This window comes from Burkholderia sp. TSV86 (assembly GCF_001522865.1).
In the GTDB taxonomy this organism is placed as follows: Bacteria; Pseudomonadota; Gammaproteobacteria; order Burkholderiales; family Burkholderiaceae; genus Burkholderia.
Map to the genome: position 1 here is coordinate 90932 of NZ_LOWB01000103.1, position 20412 is coordinate 111343.

At 69.1% G+C, this 20412-nt stretch carries 11 protein-coding genes and 1 riboswitch; of the genes, 8 read left to right on the plus strand and 3 right to left on the minus strand.

Translation table 11 applies throughout. The features are described 5' to 3' along the window. The first annotated feature begins 5 nt into the window (after nt 1-5). From WS68_RS17710 to WS68_RS17730, 5 genes are all read left to right on the plus strand, one after another. Nucleotides 6-5237 carry a non-ribosomal peptide synthetase gene (locus WS68_RS17710; protein WP_082710122.1) on the plus strand — a complete coding sequence of 1744 codons (5232 nt, stop codon included), beginning with the start codon at nt 6-8 and terminating at the stop codon, nt 5235-5237. A 109-nt stretch (nt 5238-5346) separates the two neighbouring features. Next, a complete protein-coding gene (locus WS68_RS17715; RefSeq protein WP_059572028.1) occupies nt 5347-6729 on the plus strand; it encodes a lysine N(6)-hydroxylase/L-ornithine N(5)-oxygenase family protein in 1383 nt (460 codons plus the stop codon). Nucleotides 6730-6774: 45 nt separating this feature from the next. Further along, nucleotides 6775-8994 carry a TonB-dependent siderophore receptor gene (locus WS68_RS17720; protein WP_059572079.1) on the plus strand — a complete coding sequence of 740 codons (2220 nt, stop codon included), beginning with the start codon at nt 6775-6777 and terminating at the stop codon, nt 8992-8994. A gap of 102 nt (nt 8995-9096) precedes the next feature. After that, nucleotides 9097-9936: a N(5)-hydroxyornithine transformylase PvdF gene (locus WS68_RS17725; RefSeq protein ID WP_059572029.1), complete on the plus strand. Its 840-nt coding sequence runs from the start codon at nt 9097-9099 to the stop codon at nt 9934-9936. A 269-nt stretch (nt 9937-10205) separates the two neighbouring features. Next, nucleotides 10206-10421 carry a hypothetical protein gene (locus tag WS68_RS17730; RefSeq protein ID WP_059572030.1) on the plus strand — a complete coding sequence of 72 codons (216 nt, stop codon included), beginning with the start codon at nt 10206-10208 and terminating at the stop codon, nt 10419-10421. A 287-nt stretch (nt 10422-10708) separates the two neighbouring features. Here WS68_RS17730 and WS68_RS17735 read toward each other — a convergent pair whose 3' ends face one another. The 3 genes from WS68_RS17735 to WS68_RS17745 form a co-directional block, all read right to left on the minus strand. Then, nucleotides 10709-12202 carry a cobyrinate a,c-diamide synthase gene (locus tag WS68_RS17735; RefSeq protein WP_059572031.1) on the minus strand — a complete coding sequence of 498 codons (1494 nt, stop codon included), beginning with the start codon at nt 12200-12202 and terminating at the stop codon, nt 10709-10711. 4 nt (nt 12203-12206) lie between these two features. Next, on the minus strand, nt 12207-12809 hold the full coding sequence (cobO, locus tag WS68_RS17740) for a cob(I)yrinic acid a,c-diamide adenosyltransferase (RefSeq protein WP_059572032.1): 603 nt from the start codon (nt 12807-12809) through the stop codon (nt 12207-12209). A gap of 112 nt (nt 12810-12921) precedes the next feature. Further along, nucleotides 12922-13464, minus strand: a complete 543-nt coding sequence (locus WS68_RS17745) for a cobalamin biosynthesis protein (RefSeq protein ID WP_059572080.1) — start codon at nt 13462-13464, stop codon at nt 12922-12924. A 273-nt stretch (nt 13465-13737) separates the two neighbouring features. Beyond that, a riboswitch (cobalamin riboswitch) is annotated at nt 13738-13994 on the plus strand. A 78-nt stretch (nt 13995-14072) separates the two neighbouring features. Between WS68_RS17745 and WS68_RS17750 the strand changes: the two genes are divergently transcribed. From WS68_RS17750 to cobN, 3 genes are all read left to right on the plus strand, one after another. After that, nucleotides 14073-15134, plus strand: coding sequence for a HoxN/HupN/NixA family nickel/cobalt transporter (locus WS68_RS17750; protein ID WP_059572081.1), 1062 nt, complete (start codon nt 14073-14075; stop codon nt 15132-15134). 70 nt (nt 15135-15204) lie between these two features. Beyond that, nucleotides 15205-16287, plus strand: coding sequence for a cobalamin biosynthesis protein CobW (cobW, locus tag WS68_RS17755; RefSeq protein WP_059572033.1), 1083 nt, complete (start codon nt 15205-15207; stop codon nt 16285-16287). A gap of 24 nt (nt 16288-16311) precedes the next feature. Beyond that, nucleotides 16312-20382 (plus strand): cobaltochelatase subunit CobN, encoded by a 4071-nt coding sequence (gene cobN, locus WS68_RS17760; RefSeq protein ID WP_059572034.1) that lies wholly within the window; start codon nt 16312-16314, stop codon nt 20380-20382. Nucleotides 20383-20412 lie beyond the last annotated feature (30 nt).

The following is a 20412-nucleotide window of genomic DNA, read 5'->3' on the forward strand; positions in this document are numbered from 1 at the left end:
TCCGCATGAGCGCTTCTTTCGATCTGTTGTCGCTTGCCGAGCGCTTCGCGCGGCTGCCCGATGCGCAGCGCAAGCAGTTCCTCGCGAAGCTCGGCGACGCGGGAATCGATTTCCGGATGCTGCCGATCGCGCCGCGCGGCGAGCGCACGGCGAGCGTGCCGGCTTCGTTCGCGCAAACGCGTCTTTGGCTGCACACGCGCCTGCTCGACGAGCCGGCCGCGTATCACATCACCGAGCGGCTGCGGCTCGATGGCGCGCTCGACGCGGATGCGCTGCGCCGCTCGTGCGACGCGCTGATCGCGCGTCACGAGGCGCTGCGCACGGTATTCACCGAGGACGGCGACGGCGTGCTGCAGACGGTACGCGCGCCGATGCGCTGCCCGTGGCGCTTCACCGATCTGTCGGACACGGACGCGGACGCGGCCGGGGCGCCGCGCGATGCGCGCGCATCGGCCGTTGCCGCGCGCGACGAGGCCGAGCCGTTCGATCTCGCGCACGGCCCGCTCGTGCGCGCGCATCTGATCCGGCTCGACGCCCGCACGCACTGGCTCGTGCTGACGACGCATCACATCGCGTCGGACGGCTGGTCGGCCGACGTGATGCTCGCGGAGCTGGCGTCGTTCTATCAGTCGTATGCGACCGGCGCGGCCGTGTCGCTCGCGCCGCTGCCGATCCAATACGCCGATTACGCACTTTGGCAGCGCCGCTGGCTCGATGCGGGCGAGCGCGAGCGCCAGCTCGCGTACTGGCGCGCGATGCTCGACACGAGCCGCGACGCGTTGCCGCTGCCCGGCGCGGCCACGCGGCCCGCGCGGCGCAGCGCGCGCGGCGCGCGCCATGCGTTCGATATTCCGCCCGCGCTCGCTGCACGGCTGCGCGCGCTGGCCCGCGCACGCCGCGCCACGCCGTTCGCGGTGTTGCTTGCCGCGCTCGCGACGCTGCTCGCCCGCGCGTGCGGCGAGCCGGAGATCCGGATCGGGGTGCCGGCGGCGAACCGCGAGCGCAGCGAAACCGCGGGCCTCGTCGGCTTTTTCGTCAATACGCTGACGCTGGCGGCCAAGACGCCCGCGACGCTCGCGTTCGACGCGCTCGTCGACGCGACGCAGCGTGCGCTCGTCGATGCGCAATCGCATCAGGACGTGCCGTTCGACCAGGTCGTCGACGCGCTTGGCGTCGCGCGCAGCGCGAGCCATCATCCGCTGTTTCAAGTGATGGCCGCGTATGGCGCGCGGCGCACGCTGCCGTCGTTCGCCGGCGTGCGCGTGACCGAGCTGCCGTCCGGGATGCCCTATGCGAAATTCGACCTGACGCTCAGCATCGACGAGCGCGACGACGGCGGATTCGATGCGCGCTTCATCTATGCGACCGATATCCTCGATGCCGATGCGATCGCGCGGCTTGCCGCACGCTATAGCGAGCTGCTTGCCCACGCGGCCGATGCGCCGGGCACGGCAATCGGCGATCTTCAATGGCTGCCGGCCTGGGAGCGTCGCGAACTGGCCGCTTGGAACGGCGAGCGGCGCGACGGCGCGGGCGATGCCGCCGGCATCGACGCCCGCCGCGCCAGCTCCACGGGCCGCACCGGGCCGCGAGCGTTCATCGCGGTCCACGACCGGATTGCCGAGCAGGCGCGCATCCGGCCCGACGCGCGCGGCATCGCCGATCTCGAGCGCGTGCTGACGCGCGGCGAGGTCGAACAACGTGCGACGCGGCTTGCGCGGCGGCTCGTCGCGGCGGGCGTGCGCGCGGAGACGCGCGTCGGCATCGCGCTGTCGCGTTCCGTCGATCTGCTGATCGCGCTGATCGCCGCGCTCAAGTCGGGCGGCGCGTTCGTGCCGCTCGATCCGGGCCATCCGCGCGAGCGCCTCGCGCAGATGCTCGACGACGCGCGCATCGAGCATGTGCTCACCGAGCGCGGCAGCGTCGATGCGCTGCCGTTGACCGGCGCCACGCACGCGTGGTTCGTCGACGAACCGGTTCCCGACGCCGAGATCGACGCCGTCACGCTGCCGGACGTGTCGCCGCATCAAGCGGCGTATGTGATCTACACGTCGGGGTCGACGGGCAAGCCGAAGGGCGTTGTCGTCGATCACGGCGCATTCGCGCGCCATTGCGACGCGATTGCCGCGCGCTATGGCGTGACCGGGCGCGACGTGTTCCTGCTGTTTCAGTCGGTGAATTTCGACGGCGCGCACGAAGGGTGGCTCTCGCAATATATGTCGGGCGCGGCGGTCACCGTGACGGCCGACACGCTATGGCCGCCCGCGCGCACCTGCGCGCTGATCGCCCGCGACGGCGTGACGATGACCTATGTGCCGCCCGGCTGCGCGACGCAGCTTGCCGAGTGGGCGCTCGAGCATGGCGCGCCGCCGACGCTGCGCTCGATCACGGTCGGCGGCGAGGCGACGTCGCGCGAGGCGTTCGCGCTGATGCGCCGCGCGTTTCCGAACGCGCGCGTGGTCAACGGCTACGGGCCGACCGAGACTGTCATCACGCCAATGCTCTGGATGTTTGCGCCCGGGGACGATCCGGCCCGGCTTGCGGATGCCGCGTATCTGCCGATCGGCACGCTGGTCGGCGCACGCACCGCGCACGTGCTCGACGCGCGCTTGAATCCGCTGCCAGTCGGCGTGACCGGCGAGCTTTACCTGGGCGGCGAGGGGATCGGCGTGGCGCGCGGCTATCTGGTGCGCCCGGCGCTTACCGCTGAGCGCTTCGTGCCCGACCCTTACGGCGCGCCGGGCGCGCGGCTCTATCGGACGGGCGATCTGGTGCGCCGCCGCGCGGACGGCGTGTTCGACTTCATCGGCCGTATCGATCATCAGGTCAAGCTGCGCGGATTACGGATCGAACTCGGCGAGATCGAGGCGCAGCTTGCCGCGCATGACGACGTGCGCGAGGCGGTCGCGGTGGTGTTCGGCAACAGCGCGCACGCGCGGCTGGTCGCCTATGTCGAACTGACGAGCGACGCGCGAGAGCGGGCCCGCCGCGCCGACGCGGCCGAACTCGATGCGCATCTGCGCCGCACGCTGCCCGACTACATGGTGCCCGCGCATATCGTCGTGCTCGACGTGCTGCCGCGCAATGCGAACAGCAAGGTCGACCGTGCGGCGCTGCCGCCGCCCGCGCATACGGCCCGCGCATACGAACCGCCGCAGCATGGCGACGAAGCGGCGCTCGCCGATATTTGGCGCGAGGTGCTGGGCGTTGAGCGTATCGGCCGTGCCGATCATTTCTTCGAGCTGGGCGGCCATTCGCTTGCCGCGGTGCGGGTGGCGACGCGCGTTGCAGAGCGGCTCGCGCGCGACGTGCCGGTACGCACGCTGTTCGAGGCGCCGGTGCTCGCCGCGTATGCGCAATGCGTGGCAAGCGCCGCGCCCGCGCAGCCCGCGCCCGGCGCCGGGCCCCATGCCCGGCCCGATCCGTATGCGCTGGACGCGAGCGGCGCGTTGCCGCTATCGGCCGCGCAGCGCGGGCTGTGGTTCCTGTGGCGCTCGCAGCCGGACAGCTCCGCGTACAACATTCCTGTCGCGCTGCGGCTGCGCGGCCCGCTCGACGTGGACGCGCTCGCTGACGCGTTCGCGCGCGCGGCGGCCCGTCATCCGGCACTGCGCACGCGCATCGTCGAGCGGGCCGACGGCACGCCGGGGCAGCGGATCGTGCCGATGCAGTCCTTCACATGGTCCGTGGTCGATCTGACGGCGCAGGCCGCGCCCGCCGACAGCGCATGCGCCGATGCCAGCGTCATCGCGCCAGCCGATGGCGATGCCCGGCTGGCCGCCGCCGTGGCGCTGACCGACGACGACGCGCTCACGCCATTCGATCTGGCCGCCGACGCGCCGCTATGGCGCGCGCGGGTGATCCGGCTCGGCGCGCACGATCACGTGCTGTCGCTGGCCGTCCATCACATCGTGTCGGACGGCCAGTCGATCGATCTGTGGCTCGACGACGTGCGCGCCGCCTACGTCGCGCGGGTGACGGGTGCGCCGCTTGACGGCTCCGCGCCCGGCGAACCGAGCGGGCCGTCCCGCGCGCGCGACGTTCCCGTGCTGCCGTATGCCGCGCCGCACGCTCATCTGCCGTTCTGGCGTGATGCGCTCGCGGGCGTGCCGTCGCACACGCTGCCGCCGCCGCGCACGGGGCGCGCCGCCATGCCGCGCTGGGACGCGGGGCGCATCGCGTTCGAGCTTGACGGCGCGCTCGTGCAGCGCGCGCGAGAGATGGCGCTCGATGCGCACGCGACGCTGCCGATGCTGCTGCACGCGGCGCTCAACGCGGCGTTCTACCGCGCGACCGGCGCGACCGACCAGCCGGTCGGCGTGCTCGCGTCGACGCGCGAGCCGACCGGCCAAGCCGCCGAGCGCGCGCTCGGGCTGTTCATCAACGCGGTGGTCGTGCGCACGCGGCTGTCGGGCACCGATACCCCGGCCACGCTTGTCGCCACGGTGCGCGACGCGGCGCTCGCCGCGTATGCGCACGCGGACGCGCCGTTCGCCGACGTCGTCGCCGCGTTGCGCGCACCGCGCGCGGTCAACGGCAATCCGCTGTTTCAGGTGATGTTCAACTACCTGCGCCCGGCGGGCACGGCCGCGCGCGATTGGGCGGGACTCGCGATCGACGCGTTCAACGATGTGCGGCATCACGTCGTGTTCGAGCTGGAACTCGATATCGTCGAACATCCGGACGGCCGCGTGACGGGCGCGTTCTCGTATGCGAAAGAGCGCGTCGACGACGCATTCGTCGCCGCGCTCGCGGCCGATTATCTCGATGTCGTGCAGTACTTCGTCGATGCGCCGCAGCACGCGTTCGGCGCATCCGGCGCGCGCTTCGCGCTCGCCGCGCACGATCCGCTTGCCGTCACGCCGCGGCCGCACGACGGCGCGCATGCGCATGCCGCCCGGCACGCCGCGCAGGCGCTCGCCGACGTGTGGCGCGCCTGTTTCGGGCATACCGCGCCCGCGCTGAACGACGATCTGTTCGAAGCCGGCGCGACGTCGTTCGACATCGTGCGTTTCGTCGACGCGGCATGCGCGGCGGGTTGGCCCGCATCGATCGCCGACGTGTTCGCCGCGCCGAGTTTCGCCGCGCTCGGCGCGCGTATCGCGAGCGCGTCGCAAGCGGCGCCGGCGGCTCGGCCCGCCGCCCGGCCGGCGGATCAATCGAGGGACCAACCGGCGGACCAATCGGCCTATCAACCCACGATGCAACCGACGGCCGACGCACGCGATGCTGACTGAGCGCCGCCTTTCCTACCCAGTGCGCACGAGCCGCCCGCGCGGCACGCGCCGTATTTTTTCCTGCCGGCGCATCGGGCGTGCCGGCCACCTTGCCAAGGGAACCTGAGACATGCACAGAGATACCGTATTCGACCTGATCGGCGTCGGCTTCGGACCGTCGAACCTCTCGCTTGCCGTGCGCCTTGCGGAAGCGGACCACGCCACGCCGTTCGCGCATTGCTACATCGAGCGGCAGCCCGAATTCGGCTGGCATCGCGGCATGCTGCTCGACGACTGCCGGATGCAGATCTCGTTTTTGAAGGATCTCGTCACGCTGCGCGATCCGACAAGCCGCTACACGTTCATCAACTACCTGTACGAACACGGCCGGCTGAACGAATTCATCAATCTGAAGAACTTCTATCCGACCCGCACCGAGTTTCATGACTACCTGCGCTGGGTGGCGAACGCCTTCGACGATCGCGTCCATTATGGCGAGACCGTCACGGCCGTCGAGCCCGTCGCGGCGCGCGACGCGAGCGGCGTGATCGAAGCGCTGCGCGTGTTGTCGCGCGATCGCGAAGGGCGCGAGCGGCAGCGCGTCGCGCGCGCGCTGTCGATCGGCGTCGGCGGCGCGCCGAACGTGCCCGATGTGCTCGCGAAGCTTGGCACCGAACGTGTCATCCATTCGTCGAATTATCTGACGTCGATCGAGCGGATCGTGGGCGCGCAAACGCCCGGCGCGGCCGTGCGGGTTGCCGTGATCGGCGCGGGGCAGAGCGCGGCCGAGGTGTTCGTCGATCTCGCGCGCCGCTTCGCGCATGTCGACGCGAGCCTCGTGATCCGCTCGGGCGCGCTGAAGCCGGCCGACGACAGCCCGTTCGTCAACGAGATCTTCGATCCGGCGTTCACCGACGTCGTCTACGCGCAGCCGGCGAGCGGCCGGCGCGTATTGCTCGAGCGCTTTCGCGATACCAATTACGCGGTGGTCGACCGGCCGCTCATCGAGCAGATCTACGAAATGCTTTATTTGCAGCGCGTAGGCGGCGCGGCGCGCCACCATCTGCTCGCGAATGCCGCGATCGAGTCGGCCGAGCGTGCGGCGAACGGGCAGATCGAGCTTGTGCTGCGCGACCAGCTGACGGGCGACGCGCGCATCGAGCGGTTCGACGCGCTGGTGGTGGCGACCGGCTACCGGCGCGATGCGCACGCCGCGCTGCTCGATTCGCTCGCGCCGCACCTGGGCGACGCGCTCGCGGCGGGCGTCGCGCGCGACTACCGGCTCGCGACGCCCGCGCACTTCAAGCCGCGCATCTATCTGCAAGGGTGCTGCGAGGATAGCCACGGGCTGTCCGACACGCTGCTGTCGGTGCTCGCGCGGCGCGCCGACGAAATCGCCGCGTCGCTCGCCGGGCGCGCGCCCGCCGCGCGGGCCGAAGGCCACGCGCGGCCACGACACGATACAAGACACGACAACGGGGTGAGCGACGGCCGGATGGCAATCGCTCTTTGACGAAGCGCGGCCGGCAGGCCGCTTTGCAACATGGAGCAACGGAAGATGGAGTGGGCAACCAGCACGCGCATGCGTGCGATCGCGGCCGCGGCGGGCGTGGCGTTTTATGCGGCGGGCGCGAGTCATGCGCACGCGCAGGCGGCTCAGCCGGGCGCGGCGGCGCGGCAGCCAGGCAACCACGCGGACCAGGCCACCGCGGCGGGCGGCACGTTGCCCGCGATTTCGGTGAGCGCGAGCAAGCAGCATGACGCGGTCGTCGGCCTCGTCGCGCGGCGCAGCACGAGCGGCACGAAAACGGATACGCCGATCGTCGAGATTCCGCAGACGATCAACGTCGTCACCGCGCAGCAGATCGAGGCCACGGGCGCGACCGACATCAACCAGGCGTTTCGCTACATCCCCGGCTTCTCGAGCTACGGATCGGACAACCGCTCCGACTGGTACTCGGCGCTGCGCGGCTTCACGCCGACCGTGTTCGTCGACGGGCTGCAGGTGCCGAACACCATCAACCTGTCGAGCTGGCGCGTCGATCCGTACATGATCGACAGCATCGCCGTGCTGCGCGGGCCGACCTCGGTGCTGTACGGGCAGGGCGATCCGGGCGCGACCGTCGACGTGCAGAGCAAGCTCGCGAACGGCGAGCGCATCCGCGAAGTCGGCGTGCAGATCGGCAACTACGCGCGCAAGCAATTGATGTTCGACGTGGGCGACAAGATCGGCAACGACGGCACGCTGTCGTACCGGGTCGTCGGCGTCGGCCGCGACGGCAACGCGCAGACGGGCCCGCTCGCCGATCAGCGCGTGTCGCTCGCGCCGTCGCTCAAGTGGAAGCCGAACGCGAACACGTCGCTCACGCTGTCGGCGACCTATCTGCAAGACTGGGGCGACACGTCGAGCAACTTCCTGCCGGCCCAGGGCACGGTGCTGCCGAACCCGAACGGCACGATCTCGCGCGATCTGTATACGGCCGATGCGAACTTCGATCATTACCGCAAGAAGCAATGGTCGATCGGCTATCAGTTCGAGCACAAGCTCAACCCGGTGTGGACATTCCGGCAGAACGTGCGCTGGATGCATCTGTCGCTCGACGATGCGTCGGTGTACGGCGGCGGGATCGACGATGCCGATCCGACGATGGCGTCGATGACCCGCTACGCGGGCGTGTTCCAGTTCAACTACAGCCGCTTCGACATCGACAATCAGGCACAGGCGAAATTCACGACCGGCCCGCTTGCGCACACGCTGCTGTTCGGCTTCGACTACAACCGGCAGACCACCACCGACAGCGAATGGCTCGCGAAGGCGCCGAGCCTGAACATGTACCGCCCGGTCTACGCGCCGGTCACGACCGGCATTTTCGGCGGGCCAGATGCGTATCCGCGCACCGATACGCACACCACGCTGAACGCGTTCGGCCTCTACGCGCAGGATCAGATCAAGTGGCAGCGCTGGGTGCTGACGCTCGGCGGCCGGCAGGACTGGACCCGCACCACGCAGGACGACATCGCGAATGCGGCGAGCTTCAAGCAGAACGACCATGCGTTCAGCGCTCGCGTCGGCCTGACGTACCTCGGCGATTACGGGCTGTCGCCGTATATCAGCTATGCCACGTCGTTCAATCCGCAGATCGGCCTGAAGCTGATGCAAGGCGGGCTCGCGACGCCGACGAAGGGGCGCCAGATCGAGGCCGGCCTGCGCTGGCAGCCGCCCGGCAAGAATCTGATGCTCAACGCGGCGGTGTATCAGATCAACCAGACCAACGTGGCGATGAGCAATCCGAACGACCCGACCAGCAGCACGGTGATCCAGGCGGGCGAGGTGCGTTCGCGCGGCATCGAGTTCAGCGCGGTCGGCAATCTGACGCGCGAGCTGTCGTTGATCGCCGCGTATGTGTACCAGGACGTGAAGAACGTGAAGGCGACCGACAACACGCTGAACATGTGGCCGACCGACGTGCCGCGGCCACGCCAGATGGCGTCGCTGTGGGCTGACTGGACGTGGCGCAATGGGCCGCTCACGGGCTTCGGCGTCGGCGCGGGCGTGCGCTATCAAAGCGCGGCCGCGGGCGCGGCGGACAACTCGATATCGGTGCCGAGCTACACGCTGTTCGATGCGGCGCTGCATTACGAGCTGCGCAACTGGCGTTTCGCGCTCAACGCGACGAATTTGTTCAACCGGCGCTACGTGAGCGGCTGCCAGTCGTATTCGGTGTGCATGTACGGCAATCAGCGCACCGTGATGGCGTCGGCGAAATACAACTGGTGAGCGCGGCGCGGCGCGCGAACCGCCTGCCGAATCTTCATCCTGCTTTTTCATCCCGACCCGCGGCGCGGCGGCACGCCGCGCCAACCACAGGACAACGTTGCAATGGCAAAGAAAAAACTCGTCTACATTTGGTCGCTGCGAAACGCCGCCGCCGACAAGGCCGGCCAACAGATCGACTACAAGGGCGGCAAGCGCTACATGAAATCGGTGCTCGAATCGCTTGTCGAGGCGCTCAACGACACCGCGCTCGGTGACGTATATTCGCTCGAACGCGTGATCTACGACGACGATGCGAACTCGCCGCGCGATCGCGAGAAGCTTGCCGAATACGGCTTCGCATACGAGCCGGGCAAGCGCTGGTTCTATCCGCCCGAGCTGCGCGTGCAGGGGCGGCCCGTCAACGATCTGCTGCTTGCGATTGCGTCCGAATACCGGCGCGAGCCGTCGGATTCACCCGCGCGGCCGGCCGGCAAGCGCGCATTCGAAGCGCGCCTGCGCGAGACGCTCGACGGGCTCGGCGCGGATCTCGTCGTGCTCGACGGGCTGCTCGTGATTCTCGACGAACTGGTGCGTCCAGGCGCGCCGTATTGCCGGCGGGTCGTCAATATCCATCCGGGCATCACGCGCGCGGATTCGCCCTACGAGCGGCGCGGTGCATATGCGACGCTCGATGCGCTATACGGCGCGCGCGGGCGCAAGGTGGTCGATTGGCAGACGATGGAGAGCGTGCCGGTCGAGCCGGTCAGGATGACGGGCGCGTCGTTTCACTATGTCGACAACGGCATCGATTCGGGCGAAGTGATTCATGACGTGCTGAACACCGAAATCGACGAGCGCGACACGATTCTCGAGTTGCGCTGGAACAACTTCAACCGGAGTCTGTTTCCGGCGCTGCATGAAGGGTTGGCGATGATGGCGGGGCTCGACGTCAGCGTGAGTTGATGCAATAAGGCTGGCGGCGGTGCGCATGCACGATTCACTGGCGAGCGCATGCCGGGTGTTTTCGTCGGGCGGTGCCCGCGCGGCAAGCGCGAGTGCGCCGGCCGGCGCCAAGCGGACAGTTCGATCGGCTGCCACGACACTTGGCGCGACCCGCCGGGGCAAGCCGACCGCGTGGAGATCGGCTCGCCAGTCGATGTCGCTCGCCGGGTTTTTCGGCGCGAACGCCGTGCGCTGCCGCCGTGTCGTTTGAGGCTGCGCCGGCGGATGGCATGGGCAGCGGAGCGGTGTTGTGGCGCACTTGCGCGGGAATGCAGCCATGCGCGGTTCCCTGCTGGCGTGGCATCGATGCGATGGTCCGCGATGTTGCGTTCTTCGACGCAGCGGCCTTCGACGCAGTGGTTTTTGATGCAGTGGTTTTTGATGCGAGCACCTTCGGTGCGACGGGCCGCATCGACGCGGGAGATTGCCATTGCGTTGACGGTTGAGATCGAAGCGGCCGCCTCGGCTGAGTCGGAATCAGCTCGACGGTCAGCGCGTGCCGTTCCGATCGTTCAGATTGCCGCGCCCATTCCGGCTTTGCCGGCGCCAGCGCCGCCGATGTTGGCCGCCATGCGCATGCGAGTCATGCCAGCCAACGGATCGGTGCCGCAACGACCAGCGCGAACGCGCCGATGCCAAGCCGTCGCGACGCAGCCTCAGTCGTGAGCGTCACGTGATAGTGCAAACTCGGATTTCAGCGAATGCGGCGCCTGGGCGAGCGCGGCGATCCCCGTCACAGCGGATCGCCGCTGAACAGCGCCGCGGTTGCCTGCGGATTCGACGGCCAGTAAGCATGCAGATACGTCGCGACGATCGGGCCGTGCCGATAGACGGCTTCGCCCGGTGCGCCGTCGTCGGGCCGCGTCGCGCCGAGGCTGGGCGCGAGCGGCGTGACGAAACGCGAGTAATGAAACGTGTGCCCCGTCAGCGCGCCGAAGCGGGTGGCAAGCGTCTGCATGCCCAGGCCGGCGAAGCGGCGTTGCATCGACGCCGCGCCGGGGATCAGGCCGAGCATCGGCGTTGCCACACCGTCGGCATCGGTGAGCGTTTCGCCCAGATACAGCATCCCGCCGCATTCGGCAACGACGGGTTTGCCCGCCACGACATGCGCGGCGATTGCGCGCGCCGTCGTCGCGTTCGCCGCGAGCCGCGCCGCATGCAGCTCCGGATAGCCGCCCGGCAGATATAGCGCGTCGCAGCCGTCGGGCAGCGGCTCGTCGGCGAGCGGCGAAAAAAACGCGAGCTGCGCGCCGAGCGCTTGCAGCGCGTCGAGATTGGCCGGATAGATGAACGAAAACGCCGCGTCGCGCGCGATCGCGATCCGCTTGCCGGCGAGACGGCCGCCGGTATGGGCCGCTTTGGCGGGCAGGCCGCTGATTGCCGCGGCGGCGCCGGTTGCCGAACGGGTTACGTGATCGGCGGGCAAAAGTGCCGTTGTCGCGGCCGGATGCGTACCGCCGATATCGCCGGCGGGCGCCGGCACGAATATGTCGCGATTGCCCGCATCCAACACGTCCGCCATTCCGCAAGCGGCATCGCCACGAACGTCATGGCTCGCCGCGCCGAACTCGACGACAGGCGGCAGCGCCGCGAGCGCCGTCGCCGCGAGCGCATCGGCTGCGCGTTCGATGCGCGCTTCGAGATCGGCGATATCGTCGGGCTGATGCAGGCCGAGGTGCCGCTCGGGCAGTGCGATCAGCGGATCGCGCGGCAGATGGCCGAGCCAGCGAATCGATTGCGGCAGCGCGTCGCGCAGCAACGCCGCGTGGCGCTCGGAGCCGACGCGATTGGCGAGCACGCCGTGCAACGGCACGCCGGGCCGGAATTGCGCGAGTCCGAACGCGATCGCGCCGAAGGTCTGCGCGATCGACTGCGCGGAGATCACCGCGGCGACCGGCACGTGAAACGCCCGCGCGAGGTCCGCGCTCGACGGCGTGCCGTCGTAAAGGCCCATCACGCCTTCGATCAGAATCACGTCGGCCTCGCGTGCGGCGCGCGCGAGCAGTGCGCGGCAATCGCGCTCGCCGACCATGCCGAGATCGAGCGAATAAACGGGTGCGCCGCTCGCGCGCGCGAGCAGCATCGGGTCGAGAAAATCCGGCCCGGTCTTGAATACGCGCACGCGCCGCCCGAGCCGCCAGTGATGGCGTGCGAGCGCCGCCGTCACCGAGGTCTTGCCCTGGCCGGACGCGCTCGCCGAAATGAATAGCGCGGGGCAGGCGGGCATCGGCTCAGAATTCCACGCCGCGCTGCGCCTTCACCCCTTGCTCGCGGTACGGGTGCTTGACGAGCCGCATTTCGGTGACGAGATCGGCCGCGTCGATCAGCGCGTCGGGCGCGTGCCGGCCGGTCACGACGACGTGCAGCATCGGCGTGCGGGCCGCGAGCGTCGCGAGCACTTCGTCGAGCGGCAGGTATTCATACTTGAGCACGGTATTGAGCTCGTCGAGGATCACCATCCGGTAGTCGCCGCTTTCGATCATCCGGCGCGCCTCGTCCCAGCCGCGGCGGGCGGTCGCGATGTCGGCGTCGCGGTTTTGCGTATTCCACGTATAGCCGTCGCCCATCGTGACGAAATCGCATTGCGCGTGCGTGCCGAGAAAATCCCGCTCGGACGTATGCAGCGCGCCCTTGATGAACTGCACGACGCCGATGCGCATTCCGTGGCCGAGCATGCGCACGGCCATGCCGAACGCGGCGGTGCTCTTGCCTTTGCCGTTGCCGGTATGGACCACCAGCAAGCCCTTCTCGACGGTGGCGGCCGCCTGCTTCTTTTCGTGACCCGCGCGGCGGCGCTCGGCCATGCGTTGATGCGATTCGGAATCGGTTTTCATCGATTGGCGTCCTGTGATTCGGTTGGGGGGTAGCAGTTTGGAGCGGCCGGGCGCCGCCGGCAATGCGCCGAAGCCGGCAGCGGCGCGCGGCGAGGCTGGCGTTCGGCGTATCTCATGGCGCGCAGGCGGGCGGGCCGGTGACGCGGGCAACCGCGACCGTCACGCCATCGAGCGCGAGCTTGCGCACGACGAGCGCGCCGCCGGGCGCGGCCAGCAGCGCGCAAGGTTCGCATACGCCGTCTACGCCGAAGCGCGCGCGCGCGGCGACGGACGGTTTGCCGAATTCGCCGAACGGCGTGCTGCGCGCATCGCGCAGCGCAACCGCATGCCCGCCGGCCGAACCGGCCGCGCCGATGGCGATCGCGCCAAGGCGCCGCTCGGCCGACGGCCCGCAAGCGGCGTGTGGTGAATGGCTCAGGCCGCGCGCGAGTTGCGCGGCGATTTCGTCGCGCGAGAACGCGGCGAGCGGCCAGCCATGCCGTGCGCAGCATTCGACGAGGCCGGGCTCGCTTGCCTTCGCATCGAGCGTCGCGACGAGCACGACGTCGACGGCCGGCGCATCGGGCAGGCGCGCGAGCGCCGCGCGAATCGCGGTGTCGATCGTTCCGGCCGTGCGTCCCGCGCGACAGCCTATGCCAAGCACGACGCGCATCAGCACGCGTGCACGCGGCACCGATCGGCGCGAGCGTGGCAGTGGCGGAAGGCGGATCGAATCATGCTGAGTAAGACGGGCACGGTGCGCTGGCGGGCGGATGTTCTGCTCGATGCGCGCATACGATAGCACAGCGGGGTGCGCGCCAGCGGCAAGCTTCCTGCGCCGTTGGCCGCCGGTTCGAATCGAATGCGGCCTCGCGCGTCGTGCTTGCGCCGTGTGTTTCGCCGGTCATTTCCGCTTTTTGTCCGCCTTGACGCGTTCCGGACGCGGGCCTTACACTCGCCGCGTCTTGGTGCTCGCGCGCGAGTTCTTTTGCGCGCAGTTAAACGGGAAACAGGGAGCATGGCCGCCACGGCCCGCCAACCTGTGCTGCCCCCGCAACGGTAAGCGATAGCATTGCGCAAGCGATGCGGCGCTGACTTCTCCACATGCGCGAGCGCATGTGCGATCGGCCACTGGATGCGTCGCGTCCGGGAAGGTGAAGCAGCGTGTTCGTCAGCCCGGATACCGGCCGAGATGCAGGGGGCGTGCGCCGTGCGGCGGCGCGCGTGCCCGGGAATCCGCGCTGCGGGGAGGCGGCGCGCCGGACCGTTCGTCAAGGGAGCATCATGCTCAAACCGTTTCTCCGCCTGTTCAACGACAGTCCCGCCGAGCTGCGCAGCAAGATCGTCGGCATTTACGCACTGCTGATCGCCTTCAACATCGGCGCGTGGCTTTGGGCGCTTGCCGCGTTTCGCGGGCAGCCCGCGCTGCTCGGCACCGCGTTGCTCGCCTATACGTTCGGGTTGCGCCACGCGGTGGACGCCGATCACATTGCCGCGATCGACAACGTCACGCGCAAGCTGATGCACGAGCGGAAAAATCCGCTCGGCGCGGGTTTGTTCTTCTCGCTCGGCCATTCGACGATCGTGATTGTGATGACCGTCGCGGTTGCGGCGACGGCCGCGTCGCTTGCGTCCCACTTCGACGAGATGAAGACGTGGGGCGGCGCGATTGGCACGAGCGTGTCGGCGTTCTTCCTGCTGGTGCTCGCGTTCGCGAACCTGCTGATCCTGATTTCCGTGTGCCGGACGTTCCGCGCGGTCCGGCGCGGCGAGGCGCTCGTCGAGCAGGATCTCGACCTGCTGCTGAACCGCCGCGGTTTTCTCGCGCGCATATTCCGGCCGCTGTTCGCGATCGTGTCGAAAAGCTGGCATCTGTATCCAATCGGCTTTCTGTTCGGGCTCGGTTTCGATACCGCGACCGAGATCGCGCTGTTCGGCATCTCGGCGACCCATGCACAAGGCGGCCTGTCGTTCTGGTCGGTGATGGCGCTGCCGATTCTGTTCACCGCCGGGATGACGCTCATCGACACGACAGACGGCATCATGATGATGGGCGCGTACCGCTGGGCGTTCGTGCGGCCCATCCGCAAGATCTACTACAACATGACGATCACGTTCGTATCGGTGGTGGTCGCGGTGGTGATCGGCGGAATCGAGGCATTCGCGCTGATTGCCGACAAGTTCGAGCTGAAGGGCGGCGTGTGGGATTTCGCGGCAATGGCGGCCGAGCATTTCGGCATCCTCGGCTATTTCGTGATCGGAATCTTCATCGTGAGCTGGGCCGTATCGGCGCTCGTCTACCGGCTCAAGCGCTACGACGAAATCGACGTGACACTTTCGGCCTGAGCGCCGCGCGGCCGGCCTGCTGGCGCGGCGGCACAACGGACGATATTCGAATACCTCGACGGAAACGACCATGCAAATGCGCAAAATTCCCGTGACGATCGTCACGGGTTTCCTCGGCAGCGGCAAGACGACCTTGCTGCGGCATATCCTGCAACACGCGGGCGGCCGCCGGATTGTCGTGATCGTCAACGAGTTCGGCGAACTCGGCATCGACGGCGAAATCCTCAAGGGCTGCGCAATCGGCTGCGACGAAGCGGGCGGCGAAGCCGACGGCCGGCTCTACGAGCTTGCGAACGGCTGCCTGTGCTGCACGGTGCAGGAAGAGTTTTATCCCGTGATGGAGGCGCTCGTCGAGCGGCGCGCCGATATCGATCACGTGCTGATCGAAACGTCCGGGCTCGCGTTGCCCAAGCCGCTCGTGCAGGCGTTCAACTGGCCGTCGATCAAGAACAGCTTTACGGTCGACGCGGTGTTGACGGTTGTCGACGGCCCGGCGGCGGCCCGCGGCCAGTTCGCGGAAAATCCGGCCGCGGTGGACGCCCAGCGCCGCGCGGACCCGAACCTCGACCACGAATCGCCGCTTCACGAACTGTTCGCCGATCAGCTTTCGGCCGCGGACCTCGTGATCCTCAACAAGACCGATCTGCTTGACGACTCGCAACTCGCGCGCGTCGACGCGGCGATCCGCGACGAGATCCCGCCGCACGTGAAGATCGTTCGCGCGCAGCGCGGCGAGCTCGATCTCGCGACGCTGCTCGGCCTGAACGCGGCGTCCGAGGAGACGATCCATCTGCGGCACGACCACCACGGCTCGGCCGACGACGCCGATCATCACCATGACGAATTCGATTCGGTTGTCGTGCATGCGCAGATCGGCTCGCGCGACGCCGCGCTCGACGCGCTTGCCGCGCTGGTCGAAGCGCACACGATCTATCGAGTGAAGGGCTTCGCCGCGCTGCCCGATACACCGATGCGGCTTGTCGTGCAGGGGGTGGGGCAGCGCTTTGACAGCTATTTCGACCGACGCTGGCGCGACGACGAGGCGCGGGCGAGCCGGTTCGTGCTGATCGGCGAGGATCTCGACGCGGCGGCGCTGCAGCGCGCATTCGACGCCACGCTTGCGGCGCACGCGGCCCGCGTGCGCGCCGCGTGAGCGCATCGCGCACGAAGTAGCGCCATGCATTTGCTGCGCACCACACCCGGCGGCTTCGTCGACGACACGGCGGGCGTCGTGCGGATCGACCAGCGTGCGGCCGACATCGTGATTCTCAGCTCGGCCGACACGACGCTGTCGCTGCTCGCGAGCGCCGCGCCGATGCTTCCCGAAGGCTTTCCGAGTGTGCGGCTCGCGAACGTGACGTTTCTGCGCCAGCCCGCATCGGTCGATTTCTATATCGACGACGTGCTGCGGCATGCGCGTGTCGTCGTGATCGATCATCTCGGCGGCGAGTCGTACTGGCCATACGGGATCGAGCAGGCGGTCGCGCTCGCGGCCCGCACCGGAATGAAGCTTGCGATGTTCTCGGGCGATTTGCAGGAAGACACGAATCTGATCGCGAAGAGCACGGTCGCGCCCGATCTTTGCCGGCTGTGGTGGCGTTATCTGCGCGAGGGCGGAAGCGCGAACGCCGAAGCGCTGTTGCGCAGCATCGCGCATCACGCGCTCGGCTTTGGCAGCGAGCCCGAGCCGCCGCGTCCGCTGCCCGCGGCCGCGCTCTATCATCCGGCCCGCGCGAGCGCGACGCTCGACGATTGGCGCGCGCGCTGGCGCGACGGCGCGCCGGTGGTCGCAATCCTGTTCTACAAGGCGCACTGGCAGGCGGCCAATACCGCGGTGTTCGACGCGCTCGCCGGCGCGCTCGAGCGCGAAGGGCTCAATCCGTTGCCGATCGCGGTGACGTCGCTCAAGGATGCGATGAGCCGCGCGGTGATCGAGCGGTTGTGCGCGGATGCGGCCGATGCGGGCGGGCCGGTTGCCGATGCGCGCGATGCCGGCGTGCATGCCGCGCGCGTCTGCCTCGTGCTGAACACGACCGCGTTCGCCGCGGGCACGCCCGGCGACGAGGCCGAGGCGCTCGCCGGCGACGCGCCCGTGCTGCAGGTGATCTTGTCGGGCGGCAATCGCGACGCGTGGCTGGCCGATCCGCACGGCCTGCACGCGCGCGACATCGCGATGCACGTTGCGCTGCCCGAGGTCGACGGCCGGATCATCACGCGCGCGGTGAGCTTCAAGGGGCTGGCTTACCGCTGCGCGCATACCGAGGTCGACGTGGTCCGTTATCAGCCGGACGATGAGCGGATCGCGTTCGTCGCCGAGCTGAGCCGCCGCTGGTGCCGGCTGCGCACGCTCGACAACGCGGACAAGCGGATCGCGCTGATTCTCGCGAATTATCCGGCGAGCGAAGGGCGCATCGGCAACGGCGTCGGGCTCGACACGCCGGCGTCGGCGCTCGCGGTGCTCGCGATGCTGCGCGATCAAGGGTATCGCATCGCCGATACCCGCGACGGCGGCGCTTGCGGCGCGCAGGCCGACGAGCTGCCCGAAGATGGCGACGCGTTGCTCGCGCGGATCACCGCGGGCGTGACCAACGATCCGTCCACGCGCGCGCTGCGCCCGGCGTTTCAAAGCTACGCGCTCGACGACTATCTGCGCCGCTTCGCCGCGCTGCCGCCGGCGCTGCGCGACGCGCTGAACGAACGCTGGGGGCCGCCGGACGCGGACCCGGCGCTGCGGCGCGGGCGCTTCGCGATCGCGGGCTGGCGCGCGGGCAACGTATTCGTCGGCGTGCAGCCGTCGCGCTCGCGCGGCGGCGACGATTACGCGAACTATCACGACGCCGATCTGGTGCCGCCGCACGCCTATCTTGCGTTCCACTTCTGGTTGCGCGACGTTTTCGCCATCGACGCGATCGTCCATCTCGGCAAGCACGGCAATCTCGAATGGCTGCCGGGCAAGAGCGTCGCGCTGTCGCCCGCGTGCTGGCCCGACCTGATTCTCGGGCCGATGCCGCACTTGTATCCGTTCATCGTCAACGATCCGGGCGAGGGCAGCCAGGCGAAGCGGCGCACGCAAGCCGTGATCGTCGATCATCTGATGCCGCCGCTTACCCGCGCGGAGAATTACGGGCCGCTGCAGGATCTCGAGCGGCAAGTCGACGAGTATTACGACGCGCTGATGGTCGACGCGCGCCGCGCGAAGGTATTGCGCGAAACGATTCTCGCAACGATCGTCGAGCACCGGCTGCACGAGGAGCTCAGCATCGCGCCGCCCGACGGGCGCGACGCCGAGGATGCGCTGCTCACGCGTGTCGATGCGTGGCTTTGCGAGCTGAAGGAAGCGCAGATCCGCGACGGGCTGCATACGTTCGGCAGTTCGCCGCGCGGCCGTCAGCGGCGGGATACGCTCGCCGCGCTCGCGCGCTTTCCGGCGGGCGACGGCAGCGGCGAGCACGCCGGGTTGATCGGCGCGCTCGCGCGCGATCTCGCGCTGCCCGACGATTTCGATCCGCTCGCGGCCGACTGGGCCGAGCCGTGGACCGGGCCGCGGCCCGACGCGCTTCGCGCGGTAAGCGGCGAGCCGTGGCGGCACGCGGGCGACACGCGCGAGCGGCTGGAGCAGCTCGCGGGCGCGCTGATCGAGCGTGTGTGCGAGCGGTGCGATGGCGCGCGGCGCGACGGCCAGCCGGTGATCGCCGCAAGCCGGGCGCAACACATGAGCGGCACAGGCGGCGGGCGGGCGGCCGGCCGCGCCGAGCATACGACGATCGCTCTAGCCGGCGACAGCGCTCACGCCGAACCGGAGCGGGACGGCGCCGCCGCGGCCTTGCCGGTTGGCCCGGGCGTCGATCTCGACTACGTCGCCGCGCATTGGCCGCGCACGCACGCGGTGCTCGAGCGGCTCGCGCGCGATCTGCTGCCGCGCCTCGATGCGTGCGGCGCCGAGGAACTGCGCCAGTTGCGGCGCGGCCTCGAAGGCCGTTTCGTGCCGCCGGGGCCAAGCGGCTCGCCGTCGCGCGGCCGGCCGGACGTGTTGCCGACCGGGCGCAACTTCTACGCCGTCGATACCCGCGCGGTGCCGACACAGGCCGCGTGGTCGATCGGCTTGAAATCGGCGCAGCAACTGATCGAGCGGCATCTGCAGGAACACGGCGACTATCCGCGCGCGGTCGGTCTATCGGTATGGGGAACCGCGACGATGCGCACCGGCGGCGACGATATCGCCCAGGCGCTCGCGCTGCTCGGCGTGCGGCCGAAATGGGCGCCGGGCAGCCATCGGGTGACCGATTTCGAGATTCTGCCGATCGAAATCTTCGACCGGCCGCGGATCGATGTGACGCTGCGCGTGTCCGGCTTTTTTCGCGACGCGTTCGCAAACGTGATGCATTTGTTCGACGCGGCGGTGCAGGCGGTCGCGAACCTCGACGAGCCGCCGCAACTCAACCCGATCCGCGAGCGCGTGCTGCGCGATACGCAGGCGCTCACGGCGCGCGGCATGCCGGCCGACGACGCGCGGCGGCGCGCCGGCTGGCGCGTGTTCGGCGCGCGGCCGGGCGGCTATGGCGCGGGGCTGCAGACGTTGATCGACGACGGCCGCTGGCAGACGGATGCCGACCTCGCGCACGCGTACCATGCGTGGGGCGGTTATGCATATGCGCAAAACAGCGCGGGCGAAGCCGCGCACGACGCGTTCGGAATGCGCCTTGCGGCGATCGACGCGGTCGTGCAAAACCAGGACAGCCGCGAGCACGATATTCTCGATTCGAACGACTATTACCAGTTTCACGGCGGCATGGCGGTGGCGGTGCGGCACGCGTCCGGACAGCAGCCGAGCCTGTATCACGGCGACCACGGCAACCCGGCCGCGCCACGGATCAACACGCTGCGCGAGGAGATCGCGCGGGTGATCCGCGCGCGCGTCGTCAATCCGAAGTGGATCGGCGGCGTGAAGCGGCACGGCTACAAGGGCGCGGCGGAGATCGCCGCGACCGTCGATTATCTGTACGGCTACGATGCGACCGCGCGCGTGATCGCCGATCATCAGTACGCACTCGTCGCCGACGCGTATTTGCACGATCCGGATACGCGCGCGTTCCTCGAGCGGCACAATCCGCACGCGCTGCACGGCATTTGCGAGCGGCTCGTCGAGGCGATGCAGCGTGGCCTGTGGCAGGAGCCGGGCGGGCACCGCGACGCGATCGAAAGCTATCTGCTCGCAAGCGAGCAGCTTCTGGAAGGGACACGGCAATGAACGACGCGACCACCAACGATCTGAACGGCG